This window comes from Flavobacterium sp. FlaQc-28 (assembly GCF_044007415.1).
Taxonomy (GTDB): Bacteria; Bacteroidota; Bacteroidia; order Flavobacteriales; family Flavobacteriaceae; genus Flavobacterium.
Map to the genome: position 1 here is coordinate 580,577 of NZ_JBIPCM010000001.1, position 19,521 is coordinate 600,097.

Annotated in this window: 22 protein-coding genes; 13 read left to right on the forward strand and 9 right to left on the reverse strand. The window is 30.4% G+C overall.

The genetic code is table 11. From position 1 onward, the window contains the following. Positions 1-120: 120 nt before the first annotated feature. The gene (locus ACHRVL_RS02455; RefSeq protein ID WP_194640663.1) at positions 121-261 is read right to left on the reverse strand and encodes a hypothetical protein; all 141 of its coding nucleotides are present in this window, start codon (positions 259-261) and stop codon (positions 121-123) included. Positions 262-795: 534 nt separating this feature from the next. Between ACHRVL_RS02455 and ACHRVL_RS02460 the strand changes: the two genes are divergently transcribed. Further along, the gene (locus ACHRVL_RS02460) at positions 796-2,010 is read left to right on the forward strand and encodes a phage integrase SAM-like domain-containing protein (RefSeq protein WP_395410071.1); all 1,215 of its coding nucleotides are present in this window, start codon (positions 796-798) and stop codon (positions 2,008-2,010) included. A gap of 133 nt (positions 2,011-2,143) precedes the next feature. Here the strand turns inward: ACHRVL_RS02460 and ACHRVL_RS02465 are convergent, their stop codons facing one another. After that, positions 2,144-2,377 carry a helix-turn-helix domain-containing protein gene (locus ACHRVL_RS02465; RefSeq protein WP_395410073.1) on the reverse strand — a complete coding sequence of 78 codons (234 nt, stop codon included), beginning with the start codon at positions 2,375-2,377 and terminating at the stop codon, positions 2,144-2,146. Positions 2,378-2,568: 191 nt separating this feature from the next. Here ACHRVL_RS02465 and ACHRVL_RS02470 point away from each other — a divergent pair, with 191 nt between their 5' ends. From ACHRVL_RS02470 to ACHRVL_RS02525, 12 genes are all read left to right on the forward strand, one after another. Then, the gene (locus ACHRVL_RS02470) at positions 2,569-2,778 is read left to right on the forward strand and encodes a hypothetical protein (RefSeq protein WP_395410076.1); all 210 of its coding nucleotides are present in this window, start codon (positions 2,569-2,571) and stop codon (positions 2,776-2,778) included. A gap of 175 nt (positions 2,779-2,953) precedes the next feature. Next, positions 2,954-3,427 carry a hypothetical protein gene (locus tag ACHRVL_RS02475; protein WP_395410078.1) on the forward strand — a complete coding sequence of 158 codons (474 nt, stop codon included), beginning with the start codon at positions 2,954-2,956 and terminating at the stop codon, positions 3,425-3,427. An 84-nt stretch (positions 3,428-3,511) separates the two neighbouring features. Beyond that, positions 3,512-4,306 (forward strand): hypothetical protein, encoded by a 795-nt coding sequence (locus tag ACHRVL_RS02480; protein ID WP_395410080.1) that lies wholly within the window; start codon positions 3,512-3,514, stop codon positions 4,304-4,306. 97 nt (positions 4,307-4,403) lie between these two features. After that, positions 4,404-4,748 (forward strand): hypothetical protein, encoded by a 345-nt coding sequence (locus ACHRVL_RS02485; RefSeq protein ID WP_395410081.1) that lies wholly within the window; start codon positions 4,404-4,406, stop codon positions 4,746-4,748. Between the two features lie 107 nt (positions 4,749-4,855). Then, positions 4,856-5,746 carry an AAA family ATPase gene (locus ACHRVL_RS02490; protein ID WP_395410082.1) on the forward strand — a complete coding sequence of 297 codons (891 nt, stop codon included), beginning with the start codon at positions 4,856-4,858 and terminating at the stop codon, positions 5,744-5,746. Continuing rightward, a complete protein-coding gene (locus ACHRVL_RS02495) occupies positions 5,730-6,716 on the forward strand; it encodes a DUF3871 family protein (protein ID WP_395410084.1) in 987 nt (328 codons plus the stop codon). Before ACHRVL_RS02490 ends, ACHRVL_RS02495 begins: the two co-directional genes overlap by 17 nt. 181 nt (positions 6,717-6,897) lie before the next feature. Further along, positions 6,898-7,032 carry a hypothetical protein gene (locus ACHRVL_RS02500; protein ID WP_395410085.1) on the forward strand — a complete coding sequence of 45 codons (135 nt, stop codon included), beginning with the start codon at positions 6,898-6,900 and terminating at the stop codon, positions 7,030-7,032. Positions 7,033-7,177: 145 nt separating this feature from the next. Then, positions 7,178-7,996 carry a hypothetical protein gene (locus ACHRVL_RS02505; RefSeq protein WP_395410087.1) on the forward strand — a complete coding sequence of 273 codons (819 nt, stop codon included), beginning with the start codon at positions 7,178-7,180 and terminating at the stop codon, positions 7,994-7,996. Between the two features lie 133 nt (positions 7,997-8,129). Continuing rightward, positions 8,130-9,545 (forward strand): primase-helicase family protein, encoded by a 1,416-nt coding sequence (locus tag ACHRVL_RS02510; RefSeq protein WP_395410089.1) that lies wholly within the window; start codon positions 8,130-8,132, stop codon positions 9,543-9,545. Continuing rightward, a complete protein-coding gene (locus ACHRVL_RS02515; protein ID WP_395410091.1) occupies positions 9,529-10,170 on the forward strand; it encodes an NUMOD1 domain-containing DNA-binding protein in 642 nt (213 codons plus the stop codon). The genes ACHRVL_RS02510 and ACHRVL_RS02515 overlap by 17 nt, the downstream gene beginning before the upstream one ends. A 429-nt stretch (positions 10,171-10,599) precedes the next feature. After that, positions 10,600-11,748: a hypothetical protein gene (locus tag ACHRVL_RS02520; protein ID WP_395410093.1), complete on the forward strand. Its 1,149-nt coding sequence runs from the start codon at positions 10,600-10,602 to the stop codon at positions 11,746-11,748. A gap of 4 nt (positions 11,749-11,752) precedes the next feature. Continuing rightward, positions 11,753-12,340: a hypothetical protein gene (locus ACHRVL_RS02525; protein WP_395410096.1), complete on the forward strand. Its 588-nt coding sequence runs from the start codon at positions 11,753-11,755 to the stop codon at positions 12,338-12,340. A 489-nt stretch (positions 12,341-12,829) separates the two neighbouring features. On the opposite strand, the gene ACHRVL_RS02530 is transcribed toward ACHRVL_RS02525, so the two are convergent. The 7 genes from ACHRVL_RS02530 to ACHRVL_RS02560 form a co-directional block, all read right to left on the reverse strand. Then, on the reverse strand, positions 12,830-13,507 hold the full coding sequence (locus ACHRVL_RS02530) for a hypothetical protein (RefSeq protein WP_395410098.1): 678 nt from the start codon (positions 13,505-13,507) through the stop codon (positions 12,830-12,832). Positions 13,508-13,710: 203 nt separating this feature from the next. Beyond that, positions 13,711-14,907 carry an aminopeptidase C gene (locus ACHRVL_RS02535; RefSeq protein ID WP_089053638.1) on the reverse strand — a complete coding sequence of 399 codons (1,197 nt, stop codon included), beginning with the start codon at positions 14,905-14,907 and terminating at the stop codon, positions 13,711-13,713. A gap of 211 nt (positions 14,908-15,118) precedes the next feature. Beyond that, a complete protein-coding gene (locus ACHRVL_RS02540; protein ID WP_395410101.1) occupies positions 15,119-16,306 on the reverse strand; it encodes a BamA/TamA family outer membrane protein in 1,188 nt (395 codons plus the stop codon). 71 nt (positions 16,307-16,377) lie between these two features. Continuing rightward, a complete protein-coding gene (locus tag ACHRVL_RS02545) occupies positions 16,378-17,343 on the reverse strand; it encodes a transporter (protein ID WP_395410103.1) in 966 nt (321 codons plus the stop codon). Between the two features lie 57 nt (positions 17,344-17,400). Then, positions 17,401-17,952, reverse strand: a complete 552-nt coding sequence (locus ACHRVL_RS02550; protein ID WP_395410105.1) for a helix-turn-helix domain-containing protein — start codon at positions 17,950-17,952, stop codon at positions 17,401-17,403. A gap of 5 nt (positions 17,953-17,957) precedes the next feature. Then, on the reverse strand, positions 17,958-18,593 hold the full coding sequence (locus ACHRVL_RS02555) for a hypothetical protein (protein ID WP_395410106.1): 636 nt from the start codon (positions 18,591-18,593) through the stop codon (positions 17,958-17,960). 142 nt (positions 18,594-18,735) lie between these two features. Next, positions 18,736-19,314, reverse strand: a complete 579-nt coding sequence (locus ACHRVL_RS02560; RefSeq protein WP_089053634.1) for a DUF4136 domain-containing protein — start codon at positions 19,312-19,314, stop codon at positions 18,736-18,738. Positions 19,315-19,521 lie beyond the last annotated feature (207 nt).

The following is a 19,521-nucleotide window of genomic DNA, read 5'->3' on the forward strand; positions in this document are numbered from 1 at the left end:
CTAATTTCTTTAAATCCTCAATAAATAAGTTCGACAATTCAACGGTAAAGGGTAACCCAAAAAACCTCTTCAGTTATGAAGAGGTTTTTTGGGTTCTAACATCTCCAAAATTTACTACATTTAATCCTTTGGCTTATGGATGTGAGGTTTCAAAATTGGATGCTTCGGCTGATTTGGTGGTGTAACTCGCCTTCTTTCATCTGGTGTACCATCTGGTGTTTTTGGTTTGGGGCCTGGCTTAATTGCTTGGATTTTTTCCATAATAAATGTTTTAATTAAATATTTTTTATAAGACTTATTAATAGTCTATACATTTCCACAAATAACATAAACAAAATTGTTTTCATATTATGGAAAACCATAATTAGATGATATATTTGTTCGATTAGAATCATATTTTATTTTGAAAGTATTAAACTTAATCTTCAATAAATTAAGTTCGATTAATCAACAATAAGGGTATTTATTTTTTATAATTGAAAATCAAATCAATACTTCAAAATACTTTTTAAATTCCAGACTAAGCGTATATAGTTTTTCCAAATCAGTTTTGAATCGGTTCGATAAAACAACATCAAAGGGAGCAAAAAAGACTATCAGAAATGATGGTCTTTTTTTTATTTAAACCTAAACCAAGTAAAATCAATACTTAACAATGTTCTTTCGAAAAAACTAAAATTTGTCATTTGACAAGTTTATTTGAAAAAAAGGTAGACCATTCGGTAACATATCTTTTTTTCAAAGGTAACACTTTTTTCAACGTAACTAACTGTATGTCATACACAAACAAAAGTTATGACAACAAAAAATTTAAGCATCTTATTTGTTCAAGTCAAAAATAGAGCTAACAAAAGAAATCAATCACCATTGTATTGTAGAATTACTTTAGATGGAAACAGAAAACAATTTAGCACTGGAATTAATATTGAACCTGAATTTTGGAATTCAAAAAAGCAAATTGTAGACAAGAATCACAAATCAGCAATATTACACAATTCCTTGCTTGAAAACACACAATCTAAAATCAATACGATTTTTGGAATTTTAAAACTGCAAAACGATCCATTTACAATTGATGACATCTATAATAAATATATTGGTGTTGACATCAAAAAAGAACAACACTTCAATTCTTATTATAGCCAATTCTTGATTAAAATCCAAAAACTAATAGGATTAGAAATCAAACAAGCCACCTATAATAAATTCCTATATGTCAGCAAACACTTAGAGGCTTTTATAAAATGGAAATTTAAAAAAACAGATTACCCTCTGAAAGATTTAAATCTGCAATTCCTGCATGATTTTGAATACTATCTAAAGACTGTAAAACTTCAAAAACAAATTACAATCAACAAAACAATTCAAAGACTTAGAACACCAATTAAACAAGCAATTTCTGAAGGATTCTTAGATCGAGATCCATTTATTTTATACAAATCCAAAAAGGTAATTAAAGAAGTAATCTTTCTCTCAACAAATGAATTGAAAAACTTTGAAAAATTAGAATTAAAACCAAGACGATTACAACGTGTTCAGGATTTATTCATTTTTTGTTGTTACACAGGTTTAGCCTTTAATGAAATGACTAATTTAGAAAAGAAACATATTCAAATTGGATTTGATGGCAATAACTGGATTCAGGTCAAAAGAGAAAAAACACAACGACAACTTTTCATACCGATTCTTCCAAAAGCTCAGACAATAATAGACAAGTACAGCACAATAGAAAAAAAAGCATTTCCAGCTATTACAAATCAAAAATTTAATTCTTATCTAAAAGAAATCACTGAAATTTTAGAAGTAGAAAAGAGAGTAACTCATCATACTGCACGAAAAACATTTGCATCTACAGTATTATTGTATAATGATGTTCCTATGGAAATTGTCTCTGAACTTCTAGGACACTCTAATTTAATTATTACGCAGGAACATTATGGCAAAGTAGTTCAAAAGAAAGTAAGTGAAGAAATGAAAAGGTTAAAAATAAAAATTGAAAAAAGTTCCTAATTTTAAATACACAGAACTATTCGTTTGCAAGCAAGAGAGTAAAAGTTTTTTTTTAAATCTAATTTTAAACTAGATCCTTACGGTAATCCGTAAAAAAACACTTTCTAGGAAGTTTAAATTTGCTATCTCTAAATTACAAATTCTCAAAAAGAAACAACTGCGAAACATTAACTTTTAAAACTTTAGCAATTTGATACAGTGTGACAACAGAAGTACTTATAACCCCTCTTTCAATTCTACTTATTTGGGAGATCTCAATACCAAGCTCATTCGCAAGTTGTTCCTGCGTAAAGCCCTTAGACAAACGTATTTCTCTAAGAGTCTTTCCAAGTTCAATTAAAATGAGCTTTTTTTCTTTATTGTCCACGAAATAAAATTCGAGGAATTAAATTATTATTTGCTAAGCATATTTGCCTATATTTGAAAGTCAAAAACAAAACTATTTTTATCAAATAAAAAAACTCTAATCAAATCTGTTTATATTCAATGTCTTTTGGATAAATCACTAACACATTATCAAAGAAAGAAGTTTTACTCATTAAAACAATTAAATAATTTATGAAAGAAGAAAAGAAAAAAAATAGCGGATGCGCAAACATTGGCATTGTATCAATTATACTAGTATTTATATTACCTATTTGGGGTTTATCAGGAATGATCCATGGTGGTAGCTTTATAGAAGGTATTCAAGACAGTCTTAAAGCCTCTATTTCTTTTATTGCGGTAGGCGTATTTACCTACTGGCTATACAAGACATTTGGCAGGTAATTTGAGGCCACATGCTTCCATTGTGTAAGCAAAAAACTACAATACCCCCCCCCTTTTTATATTAGACTTTTTGAACTATGTTTTTTTTATTACAATTAGACAACCACAAACAACAATAAAGCGTCCCCTTTTTTAACAATTAACTAACTCTAAAATAGATTAAAGCATCTTAATCATGAAAAAAATATACCATTTATTAAGTATTCTCCTTTTACTCAATAATCTAAATGCGCAAATAGTCAAAGGAGACATAGCGGTTTACAATAAAGGGCCTTATTTCATGGGTGATAGAGAAAACTGGACCCGAATTCAAATTAATGGTGGCTTAGATTTTAACCGACAAGCATACATCAATTTTGAAAATGAATCAATAACTTTTGTTGTTGGTGCAAATTCAATTGATAAGGAAGTTTATATCAAATCTGACTTAATTGTTGGAGGAAAGGCAACTACTAAATACACCGTCTTCGCAGAAATACCATATTTAATATTCATGACAAAAAAAGAAGGTCTTCAAATTATTTATTTTGATTCGACTAACTTTAATTCTAACAAATCAGTATTTGTTATTACTGAATTTAAAAGCCATACAATGTACTTCTTTGAATGTAGCAAAGATGTAGATGAAATTATTGCAAAATTATATTAGTGACCAATCAAATCCCTCTATTAGAATTAAAAAAAGCAAATAAATAAAAGAATAATATCTTTTAAAATTTTAAATCACATCAAAATGAAAATCATAATCTTGCTTCTATTAATAACAACCCTATCATGTTGTAAACAACATGGGAATGAAGAAAAAAATCCCGTATCCTTTCTTGATTCTTATCCTAAAACTACTGAATTCATATTAAAGTCAAAATCTACCCCTAAGAAAAATCAAATACTTTTTATGAATTATTACTTAAATATGACAGAAGCTCAATTTGATAGCGCTACAAAAAAAAACATTAAAGAGGGAATAATGAAACTCTCCAAAGACACTCTTTACCTAAATCTAGAAAAAGGTTGTAACTTTAAAATTACCCATAGATTAGAAAATAATCAATTAAAAATAATACACCTCCAAAATGTATTGGAATTCAATAAAAACCCCAATTCATATAATCCGAAATATTATTATGGATTCTACTTCAAAATTCTACAAGGAAGATATGGACAGCCAATAGGTGAATACGAAGATAAAGATGAGCAATTTAAAAACATAACAAGTCAAGGAGCAACATGGATAAAAGACGGAATATTAATCGAGTTGGAGGAACATAATAATTTATACCAATTAGTTCACTCAGGTGAAGCTAAAGTTCCTTGTAATATACTATGTGACCATTCTGAGGAGTTCATTCAAACGACAATTTTTTACCAAGAACTTTCAGATCAACAAAAACGAATCAAAGACAATAATCACACAGATAAAATGGAAAGTGAGAGACAAAAAAAAGAGGCAGCGAAACGAAATATTGAACTTAAGAAACTCAAAAAAGAAAAATTAAAAAAAGACAGTATTTTTAACAGCAATTTTTAATTTTTTTTGTCACGCCTTTTATAAACAAGACTTTACCATACGCCTTTTAAATTTTGGGATATACCCGTCAATGTTTAATCTTAAAATTATAAAAACTATGGTTACAATTGTAGATTACAAAAAATATCAAAGAGAAAATGGTGAAGCTTTTTATACTCTTGAAGTACAAGGAGGTATTGAATTGGTTAAAAGCAAAGAAACAGGCAGAAATTATTTTACAACTAGATCCGCAAAAGTTTCATGCACATTTAATGAAATGACATGCAAAGCTTTAATTGGCACTCAAATATCTGGTAGCATAAAAAAAGTAGAAGTTGAACCCTATGAATATGTCGATCCGCAAACTGCAGAAACAATGCAACTGAATCATCGATATGAATATTTATCGGAAGAAGAAAGCATAATAGAACAACATGTTCTAAAAAAAGAAATGGTGTATTAGTGCACATAACTAAAGAATTAAGGAACTCTCAAAAGGAGTTCCTTTTTTATTATAACAATAATTTGTTATACGAACTAATCAAATTTATAACATCAAATAACTATAGTATGAAACTACAAAAAGCAGAAAGAAGCCAAGTGAAACTAAGACTTGGTTTAAGTGGAGCAAGTGGATTTGGAAAATCATATTCAGCTTTACTATTAGCATACGGAATTACCAACGATTGGACTAAAATAGCAATAATCGATACTGAAAACAATAGTGCAAGCTTATACTCTCATTTAGGGGATTTTAATGTTCTCTCATTAAATGAGCCTTACTCTCCAGAGCGTTATATTCAAGCTATTGATATCTGTGAGAAAGAAGAAATTGAAGTAATTATCGTTGACAGCATTACACATGAATGGTCTGGAAAAGGAGGTTGTTTAGAATTGCACGAACAACTTGGAGGAAGATTTCAAGATTGGGCTAAAATAACGCCACGACATCAAGCTTTTATTGATAAAATCCTTAATTCAAACTCTCACATAATTACTACTGTACGACGTAAGATGGATTATAGTCTTGACAAAGATGGCAATGGCAAAACCAAAGTAATGAAATTAGGAACTAAAGAAATTACTCGAGAGGGATTTGAATATGAATTAACAGTAAACTTCGAAATCATTAACGATAACCATCTTGTAACTGCTTCTAAAGATAGAACTGGGATATTTTCAGGAAGACCTGAATTTGTAATTAATTCATCTACAGGGCAAAAACTAATCGAATGGTGTAATCTTGGAATTTCAGTCGAGAAAGCTATGTCTGAAATTAATGCTTGCGAGAATCTTGAAGGATTAAAGCACGTTTATTCAAAATACCCTTCCCTTCAGAAACAAATCCACAATGCCATTTTGAACAGAAAAAATCAAATAGAAAACATCTTTAATCATGTAATCGATGAAAAAGAAATTATACAACCATTAACTCAAGAAAACCATGGAATTAGTACTTAACAGTAGCATAAACGAACATTTAATTGACGAAGGCAACATTATAAGTAAGCCTTCTACCAGTTTTATTGAAGCCAATACTGAAATGGTAACATTAGAACATTTGAAAAAAGATTGCATAATCCCTGTATTCTCAAAGGATAATGAGACAACAATCAGTCATTTTCAATTTATAGATAATTGCCAAAAAATAATTCAGAAATTATTGCCTGGTGTATTTCAAAAAGAACCTGAAATACGAGTAAGCCATGTTGTAAAAGGAAGAATTCCATCTGCTATTGGAAAACCTGCAAAGGATTTGGAAGAGCACGAAAAGACCATTTATTATGAACGATGTGCCTTCATTATAGATCTACCATCGACAAAGCAAAATGTTAATGGAAATGAGCTAACATTAAGTATTGGTGGAGTAAGAGCTTATAATCAGGAGAACCTTTATAGCAAGAAATCAATGGAAAAATTCAAAATGTTTATTGGTTTCAAAAATAAGGTATGTACAAATTTGTGCATTAGTACTGATGGATTTTCTAATGAAATTAGGATTTCTTCAATTAATGAATTAGAAGACAAAATGATTGAGCTCTTTTCAAATTACAAAAGAGAAAATCATATAAATATGATGAAGAAGATGGTTGGGTTTAAAATATCTGAAGTTCAATTTGCTCATTTTATTGGAAAATTAAGGATGTACCAGCATTTAGACAAAAACACTCAAAAGACTATTTTTCCAGTCGGACTAAATGATAGCCAAATTAATAGTATAGTAAAAGATTATTATCATTGTCCAAACTTTGCAAGAAGTTCAGACGGCTCAATTAGTTTCTGGAATCTCTATAATCTATTAACTGAAGCAAATAAGTCTTCATATATCGATAATAACCTAGAACGTAATGTCAACGCATACGAACTAATCAATAACCTTGGCAAATCTCTGGAAAACAAATCTCCCAATTGGTTACTACATTATATATAATAGCTAATTAATCTACAAATAATCTTTGCGGAACAGACAGAGGAAAAAAATTATGGAGGATAACGAATTAGCAAACATACTTAAATACTGCTCTTCTAAAGAACTGTATATAGTGACTTATTACAATAGGCTCAAAATACTTTATTGTCCTTTTAAAGCTAAAGTATTGACTAATGTTGGAATGCTACGCAAAGGACAATTAGTATTGGTAAGCGAGGTTAAAGTAACGATAGAATTAAAGACAATCTTTATAATAAATGAGAATGCTTATTATTACCACTCTTTTGAAATTATTATTGAGGACATTACAGAATAGCTATTAAAAAGCCGTTTTTTGTTAAATGAAATTGTTTTCGAACTTCACATCTTAGCACGTAAAAACAATAAAATAGAATTACAATTATTACATTTGAATGCAGTAGAAAACACATTTACTGCATTCATTAATTATATACTACAAAATGGAAAAAATCTCATTCAGTCAAATTTTAAACAAGGAGAGTTTTTTTAAACTAAAAAAAGAGTTCCTACTTCAAGACATGCAGTACGGCTCCATGATTAATACAATGGAATCTCTTGCACTACCTGTTGATACCACTAAAGAAGATATTACTGTACTTAGAAACAAGATTACAACAGATCAGTTTGAATTTTATATTTATGCAGAAAATCATTCATGTGATAATCGTAACGAGTATATAGAAATTTCCTTAAATTTTTATAATGATTATCTGCTCCCTAAAATAAAGAGTCAAATAGAATATTTAAAAGAAAAAATTAACGAATCTATTGGTAAGATTTACTACAAGGGTGACATAGCAATAAAAAATGAAATTATTGAGAAGCAACGAAGTATCGACAAATTATTAAAGCAAGTCAAAAATGCAAAGCATCTTGATTCTTACTTTAGAACGAAAATTCATCACGAAATATTCGAACTTTATTATCATCTGAATACTAGATATTTTCAAGGAAATACGAATAATGAAAAGATAAAATTCAATTTAAAAAAGAGTCAAATATCAGTTTTTTTTGAATTAATGCAGAGAAATGGACTCATTAAAGGCATGTCTTCTAATGATTTACATCGATTTATAGAATCTAATTTTCTATATTTTGACTCCAATAGTAAGGAATTTAAAGAAATTACTAGATCCAAAAAAGTAGTTGATGAATTTTTTACAAACAAAACCAAACAAACTTCTGAAAAATCTCCTGAAAAAACACTTAAGGGACTTAAAACTATTTTTACAAACAAAGACTTTTTTAATCCAGAATAAACTTTTGATTCTTTTGGGGGTGAATATTTACACCCACAACAAAATACTTCTTTAAATAACTTTGCTTCGTTGAAATCGTAAAGACCCAACGAGACAACTTAATCATTAAGTGGGTTTATAAAAGAAGAGATAAATGAAGGAGGAAAAAAAAGAATTTTACTATTTCGAAAATGGTTTGTATAAGATTGTTCATTCGGAATTAATCAATTTTCTAGGGGAAAATGGATTTGCGAACATGAGAATTGGCGGTACTACAAAACTGGTGAGAATTCAAAACAATATTGTCAGTGAAGTGAATGAAAGTGATTTGTCATGGTTTATTAAAGATTACCTAATTTCTCTTGATGAAAAAGATGTGCTAGAAGCTTTTGTAAAAGGGATCGGTAGTTACTTAAACAAAAGAAAATATGAATTACTTCCAAAAGTGCAAGGTCTAATCGACAAGGATCCCATAGACTGTGCATGGTTATATTTCAAAAACGTAGCAGTAAAAGTTACAGAAAATAAAATCGTATTAGTTTCTTATCCCGACTTACCTCATAAAATATGGAAAAATCGAATAATTGACAAAGATTTTAATTTGATTGATTTTACAAATGGACAATTCAAAGATTTTTGCTTCAAATTATCAAAAAAAGATGTAACGAGATTTAATGTTCTTAAAACATTACTTGGTTATTTATTACATCGACATAATAATCCAGCTGTAGTTAAGATAGCTATTTTTATGGATGAAAATGCGACTAAGGGAGGTCAAACTAATGGTGGTACGGGAAAAAGTTTACTAGCCAAAGCGCTCTCACATTGCGTGGAAACTGTTTTAATGGACGGAAAAAATATGAAACGAGAGTCCAGATTTAATAATCAAAGAATAAATCACACAACAGATATAGTATGTTTTGATGACGTAGATTCCAAATTTTCACTAGAAATCGTTTATTCTATGGCAACCTCAGGGTTTGTAATTGAAAAAAAAGGGAAAGATGAGTTAATACTTAAACCTGAAGAATCTCCAAAAATCTTGATTTCAACTAATTATTTTGTTAATGGTTCTGGGGGAAGTTCTGATGCAAGAAGAAGACATGAATTTGAAGTTGCTAATTATTTTTCTGACAAATTAACACCTAAAATGGTCTATAAAAATTTATTTTTTGATGAGTGGGATGACAATGAATGGAATTGCTTTTTTAGTTTTATGATTGACTGTATACAGCTTTTTTTAAAAGCTGGACTACTTGAACCTATGCCTTTGAATATAAAAGTCAACAAATTAACACACCTAACTTCGCCAGAATTTCTTGAATTTACATCTAGCAATTCGATACCATCTGAAAAATGGATAGAAAAAGCTGAACTTTTGACTGAATTTAAAAAAAGCTATCCGACTTTAAGGGATATTACTTCTCATAAACTTACTAAGTGGCTCAAATTATATGCTTCGGAGTTTGGATTGGAGTATATTGATAAGAAAACTGGTAAAAAATATGAGTTTAAATTAAAAGCAAGAAATGAATTAAATAATGAAACTGGAGATGAAAATAATATATAAAGTTACTAATCAAAAAACCAATGAAACATATATAGGTGCTACTACTAAATCCATTGAAGAAAGAAAACTAGACCACCTTCAAAAATCTCGTAAAAAAGTTGGCAGTTATTTTCAAGAAGCACTTGGAACTTTTGGAACGGATGCTTTTACTTGGGAACAAATTGATACTGCTTCGGATAACAATGAATTAGCGTCTAAGGAGATTAAATATATAGCCGAGTATGATTCAAACGCAAACGGCTATAATGCAGACAAAGGTGGAGGATTTAAAAAAATAGTCTATCAATATAATTTAGATGGATCTTTAAATCATACATTTGAAGATTTATCTCTTGCTGCCAAAGCTATTTCAGTTAGGAAACAGGATATAAGTAGAGCATGTTGGAGCGTAAATAAAACCTTAGGAGGCTTTTTTTGGAGTTACTCTTATAAAGAACCATTTACTCCCAAAATGGATAATAGAAAGAAAGGGGTGACGCAATATCGTTTGGATGGTAGTTTTGTCTGTCAGTTTACTTCTGTTTCAGAAGCATCGAAAGTAACTAGAGTTTCTAAAACTTGTATATCAAGATGCTGTAGAGGCGAACGAACAAGTTCCAAGGGATTTTTATGGAAATATTCGTAATATTTAAAGACGGTTTAAAGCCGTCTTTTTATTTAAATAATATATATCAAATTAAATATTAAATACCATTAAGCAGGCTTCATAACATGTGAAGCCTTTTTAACTATTTTTTTATACATTTTAATTTTTCGATTACATCTATTTTGTTTTTTTTAAGAAATGTATTACATTTGATTTAAAACCATGCTAAAATCTTAAATAATTATGATTAAAACTTTTTATAAGTTAATATTAACTTGTGTTCTTGTCTCATTTTTAGTTAGTTCATGTTCTACGGAGGATTTAAAGAATGAAAACAATGAAAATAGTATTAGAGTAAATCAAGCTGAAGAATATTTTAATAAAAATGAAGTTAAAATAAAGGATAATATATATTTTTCCGGCACACCAGATTGGAAGAATGCAAGCTTTAAAAATGACACTATACTAGTGTCCTTAACATCTGATAGTTCTTCGTCTGTAATGGATATAAATAATTGGGATAAACCTCTATATTTTAACTCATATGTACTTATTAAGAAAAAAGATGACAACTCTTTTGATTATAGTTTAAAAGTGGAATTCTCTTCTGATGCGATGAGTTTGCATATAAATCGCTATCATTTATATAATGTGGAGAATACATTAACTTCAGATAATGGCAGAAAACCAATTAAAAATAAAAAAAATACATTAACCAATAAATCAAAAGGCTGTATTCTTTGGGGAACTTATGCGACAGATCGAGAAACTGGGGCAGAAAGATTAGTGAATACATGGTGGGAGTGTGATGGTGATAGCGGAGGAGGAAATAATGAGCAAGTACCTCCAGATGGCGGTGGCGAAGGTGGACAAGTAGAAACGACACAAGCTATAGAGGACTATATTGATGATACGGAACTTGATGCCTGCACTAAGGATATATTAAATAAATTAAAAAATTTAGGAAACGGAGATATTGCAGAAATGCTAAAGCGATTTAGTAACGATGGATCTATTTATGCTACAAAGATGTCGACAGGTGAAGTAGAAAAAAAAGATCCTAACGTTTGGGCACAAACTAAAATAAATAAAGAGACTGGTATCGTTACTATGGTTTTTAATGCGGATTATATTAATGGAAAAGATAATGCAAATCCTCCCACAGATTTATCTGTTGCCACTACAATGGCACATGAAATTATACATGCTTATTTGCTTAGTATTCTTCAAGAAAATAATACTCTTGGAGCTTCAGTAATTTACGATTTTCCAACTATTTACGAGGCCTACGTTCAATATCAAATCACAAAAGATCCAAGCATACTTCCTGATGAACATCATAGATTAATGTCTGAAAAGTATGTAAATGCAATAGCCTCTACTATTCAAGAATTTCATACTGGACAACAAGTTACTTCAGGTTTTCCTCATCAGGTTTATTTGGATATGGCTTGGGGAGGGCTTGATAAAACAAAGATATTTAATGAAAATTATCCTAATGATCCTAATCATAAAAACTATAAAGATCGGGAAAGAATTATGGCTAGAATTAATACTGAAAAACTAGGTTCTGTTTATGGCATAAATACACCATTAGGAACACCTTGTAAAAAATAAAATTATGAAACAATTAAATAAATTATTCGTAATCATTTCTTTATTTTCTTTATCGTGTGTCAGTGCACAAGATATAGGAAATTATGAGGCTATCAATGTGTTTTTAGAAACTCAAAAAATTAACAAGAGCAAAAAACACATACTGCAAGCTAATAAGGCTTTAAATAGAGAGGCTTTAAGGATTTTTAATGGAGGCAATGGACCTGATCATATTATAGACCCAAAGAATTATATAGATCATACAGATGGTTTATTTGTAGAAAAACATTGGAAAAAAATGTATGAAGAATACGCGCATGATACCATAAAAAGATACTGGAAAAAAGAAGATTTTCCTGAATATAATTTTATCCTTGAAAATGATGCAGGGGCATTTAAATACGATTTTATGATTAAGTATATGAATACTGGATTACAATATGAAGCTATAGTGATTTCGGAACCCATGTATTATATGGATAGAAAATATATTATGTTTTATTATGGTGAAGCATCTGCCGCGGGTGGCGGAAAATATTCTACTGTCGTTATGGAAAAACAACAGGAAAAATGGGTTGTTGTCAGAGTAATAGGAGATTATGCTTTTTATTAATAATATCAGATAATTTTCTAGAACCTGCGCAAGTATATAATGAGCAGGTTTTTTATAACGAAGTCAATGTGTTAATGGTAAACTGGGTATATTATATCTTTACTTATTAGATGATTACTAAATATCTTATAGTACTGTTGTTTTTTATTCTTTTTCTTGCTTCCAAACAATTCACAAATTGATTAATGATTAAACCTCCAGAATTCGACAACAATAAAAAATTGGATCAAAAAATCTTATAACTTAACAAAAAAACTACTAAATTTTGGAAAGACTTAAATGATAAGCTTAAAGACAAGAAATAAAATCACTAAAAATATTAATTATAAGGCATACAATTCGGTAACATAAAAAAGTAAAATAACGTAAAGTCTTGACTATACTAGCGCAACCATCCTTGGTTCGAGCCCAAGAGGGGGAGCTTAAAAAAAAGACGATCAAAATGATCGTCTTTTTTTTTGTTTCAATACCTTATACTTTATTTTTTAGCTATTTCACTGTTCCGTTTTTACTTTCAAACAACTTCATCATTTCTTCAGCTTTTTCTATTTCACTTATTGCTTTCAAAGACTGGGCATATCTAAAATAAAATACTGCCTCTAAATTTGCCTCAAGATCAATTAGCTTAGAATAGTACTTGGCCGCTTCCTCATAATTATCTTCAAAATAAAACTTATCAGCCACTTTTTTAAGCATATCTACAGATTTGTATCCTTTGTCTAAAACATGGGCATAAGTATTTAAAATATTTATGTTTGCCGAGTTCTCAGTATAGGCTGGCGTAATTACCTCAACTTTTATTGGTTTAATTTTTTGAGACATAGTATCAACAATAGCTTTCGAAGGCAAAATCATCTCTGTTTTTCTAACTTTTGCCTTTTTGTATATTGGAGTAACGGTTCTTGTGTTATTTGGCCCTAGATCGTTTGTATATACCATATCAAGCTTTGAGACTTCATATTTAGTTGTTCTTTTTCCAAACGGCATATTTATTACTTCGACAACCAAATAAGAATCAATAACAAGATCTTCATTTGATTTGCTATCTACTTTTGACTGCGTTTTTCCAGTTCCAGCATGAGCAATAGTCTGCTCTATAGACTGAGCGTAACAACTAAAAGAAAAAACGCATACAATTACTCTAAAAAGCACTGCATTTGTTTTCATGACGAATTGATTTTGATTAAAAAGGTCGTAATACTATATAAAGGTACCGCATTACAAACTTTTTACTTTAATATAACTACAAACTACGTCAAAAAACGTTCAAATGCAGAATCACGCCCAAAAGCAGCAACAAAATAGTACAAAAAAAAGCGCTGCAAATTCTATTGCAGCGCTTTCTTATTTTTCAAAAGTTTGAATTAAACTTACACCCCTAATTTCTTAGCAATGTCAGTTGGAATTCCACCTTTATTTACCATTAAGGCAGTAGTTTTATATTTTACAAAATTCTTAGTTACAAATAAGAAACCTTTATAATCATTTGTTTCTCCCCAAGAATTTTTTACGATATAATATTCTTTTCCTGTTTGATCTTTTGCAAGACCAATAATGTGCATTCCGTGGTCGTCTGTAGTTGTGTAGTTGTCGAACGCTGTTTGACGCATTTCTGGAGTGATTTCCGGTTCTGCTTTTGGTCCGTTAAACATATCTGCTTTTTCTTCGGCTGTCATGTCATCAAATTTCTTTGTTGCAACGTATGCTACACCATTTTTCCAGCTGAAACTTTTCTCGCTCACATCTGTCGCCCATGCAACTGTATATCCTTTTTTCAAAGCATTATCAATTACATCTGTCATATCGTTTACTTTTACGTTGTAAACTTGATCTAATGACCAGTTGTCTGGCACCATCATAGTTGTTTTTTGGTAATATGGAGATGTTGTAAATGATGACATTTCGATATACTCATCTGGATTAATTCCAACTACTTCTTTTGCAAAAGATTGTGGTGTGTAATTTTTTCCTTTATAATTAAAATTATCCGGCACTTTTCCTAAATAAGAATCAATAACAGCTGCATACGCTTTTTGCCAGTTTGGTGTTAATTCGCCATTTGGGTTTTTAACTACCGCTGCAAGAACTGCTTCGATTAAAGCTCCCATTTCACCAAATTTATTTTTGTCTGTACCGTAGTTTAATCCTGTATAAACTTCTCTTGGAACAGTTCCGTATTTTTTATACATATTGATTACATCGTGCAAAGCACCACCATCACCTAAAGAAATCGCTCCATGCATACGAACATAATTCACTCCTTTTTCTACGTAAACATTTCTTGCAGAAAAAATTTGCGACAACTCTACTGGTTGTTTTCCTAAACGAATCATTTCTGATTCTAAAAATGAGTTTGTTGAGTAACTCCAGCAAGTTCCAGATGATCCTTGAGATTTTACAGAAGTTGTTCCTAAGTTAATTACTTCAGTGAATTTAAAGTTCTCTTTACTTTTATCACTTGCATTCAGCTTTAATGAATTTACCAAAATGTCTTGTGCAAAACAGCTGCTCACACCAACCAAAAATGCTGATGCAACGAAAACTGATTTCATCGTAATTTTATACATAATCAATGATTTAAATAGTTGACTAATTAGTAGCCTGTATTATATTTTTGTTACAAAACAATTAAATATTAAAGTATTTGTGCGAAACACAACTGTTAATTTTTTCTTAATATCTCTTATTATCAAAGTATTTATTACAAAAAGCCTCTATAGGGATGTCTACAGAGGCTTTTGTATTAAATTTTTAAAAAGTAACTTCTTACATATATTTTTATCTTAACCAATTACTGCCAAAAACAATATAGTAGGCCCAATCTTCTGGACCTCTTGCAACATCAACTCCCATTCTGAGCTTAAACTTTCTGGCGATCAAATATCTAAAACCAGTTCCGTAACTATACACTACTGGTTTAGCAAAAGCTTTATCCCAATCATTAAATGCACTGGCTACGCCTCCAAATCCCATTAAACTCCATCTTCGGTATAAATCCCATCGTAATTCTCCTTCGGTTACAATGCTGGTTTTTCCTTGATATCGAGCGGCAGGAATTCCTCTTAAATTAATACCGGGACGAAGATAAAAAGGCGGACTTCCAAACGCCTGCTCTCCTTCTATCCTAAGCCCGCCAATTAATTTTTTAGTTAAAGGATAATAACCTATTGCCGATAAATTAACGCGCCAAGCATCATAATCGCTGCCTATTGCATCATCTGACCAAAAAAAGTCTGACTGCAGTCTAATCCCTTTATCTGGTGTAAAGATATTATCGCGTCCATCAAACTGAATGGCTGCTCCAAGCTGACTTACGGTACTTTTAATATCTCCAGGCTGAACAAATGGCGGAGGAATATTTATGTCTGGTAAATTTATTTTAGAATTTAAAAAAAGATACTGCGGACCTGCACTCCATTTCGCATTTTTAAACTGCTTTAACCACTGTGTATAAAAAATAGTGGATCTAAAATTAAGCTTGAATTCCTGATCTTTTCCATTTGGCAGATTGTTTTCGTAAAACGATAAATTCATATCGCCGTAACCTGCCATAACGCGGTATAATATTCGAGAGTCAACTAATGTACCTGAACGAAAAGCTCCTGCCATCCAGCTTTTATTTCCAGTATACATACCAATTCCTCCTGTTATATCTGGATTTATAAATCTCTTTTTACCGTTTTCATCAATTACCGGCGGGCGTTTTTTAAGAAAAATTGGCACTAATGCTCCTCCTATTCCACCCAAAGCGGGTTCGGTAATAACAGTTGGTACTACAATAAAACCATGTGCATAAATTATATAATCGCTCAAATCAAAAGCTCCATCTAGAGAATCTTTTACACTTATATGCTGTTTTTGTCCCATGATTGTATGACACGAAAAAAGACAAAATGTAAAAATGAAAATTAATTTCTGAAAAAAAACTCTGTTTTTTATCACTGAATCTGAATAGTTTTTTTTCATTTAAATTAATTTTAAGATTATCGATTTTATAAAAAAGCATCAATCATTTAACCTGCAATTAGTTTTTTAAACTATTCTTTTGCAAAGCTGAAGACATGAGCCAATGTTAGGAAAAATGTATTTCCTTGAAATCTATTTACAGCACCAATCTCTGAAACCCATCGTAATCCTGCTGTAGTTTTACAGCCAATATGAAAATAATTTACCTCGGCACCTATTGCTCCAACTCTGTCTTTGCTTGGTTCAAGCAGCAGTGTTCCGACTGGAATTTCATCATGTGATACTTTATACTGTAAATAATAAATTAATCCCGCATTAAGTATTCCTTTTGGAGCAGTTTTTTCTGCATTCATCATATAAAATGTTTTGCCTAAACCGCCTTCAATACTTAAAATATCTCCTGTTTTTATGTTAGTGTCTTTCTTCTTACCATTCATTTCGTAAGCCGCTAAAGCTGAAAAATGAAATGTTTTTTTATCATTAAAAAACAAGGTTGTTCCTGCCGAAAGTTCATTCATAAACATTCCAAGTCCGCTATTATCACTTGCTCCTAGTTCATATTTTCCTGTTGGAAGATATAATTGATAACTAAAAACAAAATCTGCTCTTTTATTATGCCAGCCTAATTGAATTGGCTGTACAAGCATATCTGTAAATGCAAAAGGACTTTTTGAGTCGACATAACTGCCCTGAATAGTATTTGATGCAAAAGCTACTAAAATTGTTGCTCCGTAATTAGCTCCTAAAATTTTAAAATCACTTACATAATTAGCTCCAACACCTGTTAAAAACATATTGATATCTGGATTTGCAATTGATTTATCACCATCAGAATTTCTTAAGGAGCCGGCTTCATAAAAATACCCTGGGACATACAAACTCAAAGTATTAGCTGGAGCCTGAGTACCAGACTGTAATCCTGATGATCCTAGTATATGTCCGCCTTTTAGTTGTGAATACCCTAAAAAAGAAACAAATAAAAGAAGTAATGTCAGTGTCGATTTTATTTGTGTGTAACTATTAAATTTCGTTGTCATAATCTCTTAATTTAAATTTAGTACTTCTTCAAATTCAATCTAGGCAGATAATTCTTTTTAGTTTGGAGACTGTTTTAAAAAATAGGAAGGTGACTTTTCAGGACTAATTCTGATAACTCTAAAATATTCAGAAGGAGATTTTCCGGTATGCTTAATAAAAGCTCTAAAACAAGTTGTTCGGGATTTAAATCCTGAAGCCCATGCCATTCCTTCTAATGACAAACCCTTCCAGTCAGAGTCATTGATTTTTTCTTTAAAAAACTCAATTCTTTTTAAATTAATGTAGTCTTGAAAATGAAGATTAAATTCTGAGTTAATTAAATTAGAAAGATTGTTAACTGAAATTCCTGTTTCATCAGCAACATCACGAATCACTAAATCTTTTTTCAAAAAGAGTTTTTTCGAATCAAATATGCTTTCTAATTTAGTTATATAGATTTGTTTTTTTTCTGGCGTTAACTCCTTAACAATAGGCAATGTGTTTTTTACTTCTCGAGATGCAACAGTAATTAAACCATCCTCAACAAAATTAAGAGTATCAACTGTATTTTTATCATAAAAAATATGAGGTGTAAAATAAAGCCACCCAACAGTAAAAAGAAGAACCAATGAAATTAAAACACAACATGAAAATCGATAGTACCTGCCTTATTAATCAAAAAGAAATGCACGAAAAGAGTTGAAAACAAAAACAAGATCATCAAATTATAAATTCTGATCCATTTTAAGGTCTTTATTTTATGAAGATGATTGCCTTTAAATTTTTCTAAGTCATAATTTAAAATCATCATGGTCTGACAAAAAGCATACATCAACCAAGTACCTAAACTCAAGATTGAGAAAGGACTGTTGACTTTGGCAGAAACATAAACAATAAAATTACTATCACTATAATTTCCTATCCACACTAAAACTGTCAGCAAAAAGTAAACGACAAATGGCACAAAATGAAGCCAGTCAAATTTTTTAAAAACGATCTCTGGAAACAATATACTCCTAACATATAAAAATGCACTGGGAGCAGCCAGAAAAATAAATGATTTTGTAATCATAAATAAATCTGGAAAGGCTTTAAAAATATTTGCCGATAAATAGAAATTGTAAATACTGACAACGGTCAGGCTGAACAAAAACAATCCTAAGAAAAAACTTTTTGAGTAGTTTTTCTTTGAAAACAGAACCATAAAAGAGGTTGCAAAACCAACTATTGCTGCTATAAAAAAGAAAATTGAAAGTACTATATCGGCCATACGTTTTAAGCTTAATATAATGAATATCTTCCTTTTTTCTTGCGTATCTAAATACTGAAAAAGGGTTACAGTTTACATTTTCATAACAGCTGTACTTGTCCTAAATGAAAAGTACAGCTGTTATAAAAAATAAAATTTAAAGCTATTTTTTTGCTAAGCCGGGAGGAAATCCTGCTAATATTTTTTTAATAGAACTATTAATAAATTCTTCAGGATTATCTGGTTTATTGTCTATTTCGGCATTTCCTATACCTTGCCAAACCAGTTTGTCTGTTTTTGTAGAAACTATATCAATGACTAATGAGCCGTCAACATAATCATAACTATTAAATGTTGTGTTTGCGCCGCCCATCATTGCACCGCCTCCCCAATATCCATATGGACGATACATTCCGCCATATCCATAAAAATCTGTATTAGCAGAAACTGAGGTTTTATTTTTTAAGATTGAAACAGCATTTACTTTTAAGTCAGGATTTGAACTTTCAGTAAATCCTTTTGAGATCATTTCAGCACGAATTGCTTTCGTAACTCGGTCAATATTTAGTTGGTTTACTTGACCTTGTTGTGTTTTTAAATCATAAACTGCAAAAGTTTTATATTCACTAAAATTTGCGGCATGATCATAATCGGTTGTAACTTTTACTGTTGGGGAGCAGCTATAAAGTAAGCCCAATACTATCATTGGGATTATGCGAAGATTTGTTCTTTTAATATTCATAGTGTGGTATTTAAATTAATGATTAAATTAGTTTAACTTCAAATTATTAAAATTCCGAAAAATCTGAGAATGAACGTCTATATAACTCTTAAACTGTATGTTACCAATATTAATTTTTCGTAAACAGCTTATTTTTACACTCTCAAAGATAAATTATTTTATTTAATTTAACATAATTGTTTGCAAAATATTCTTACTTATTTTCGC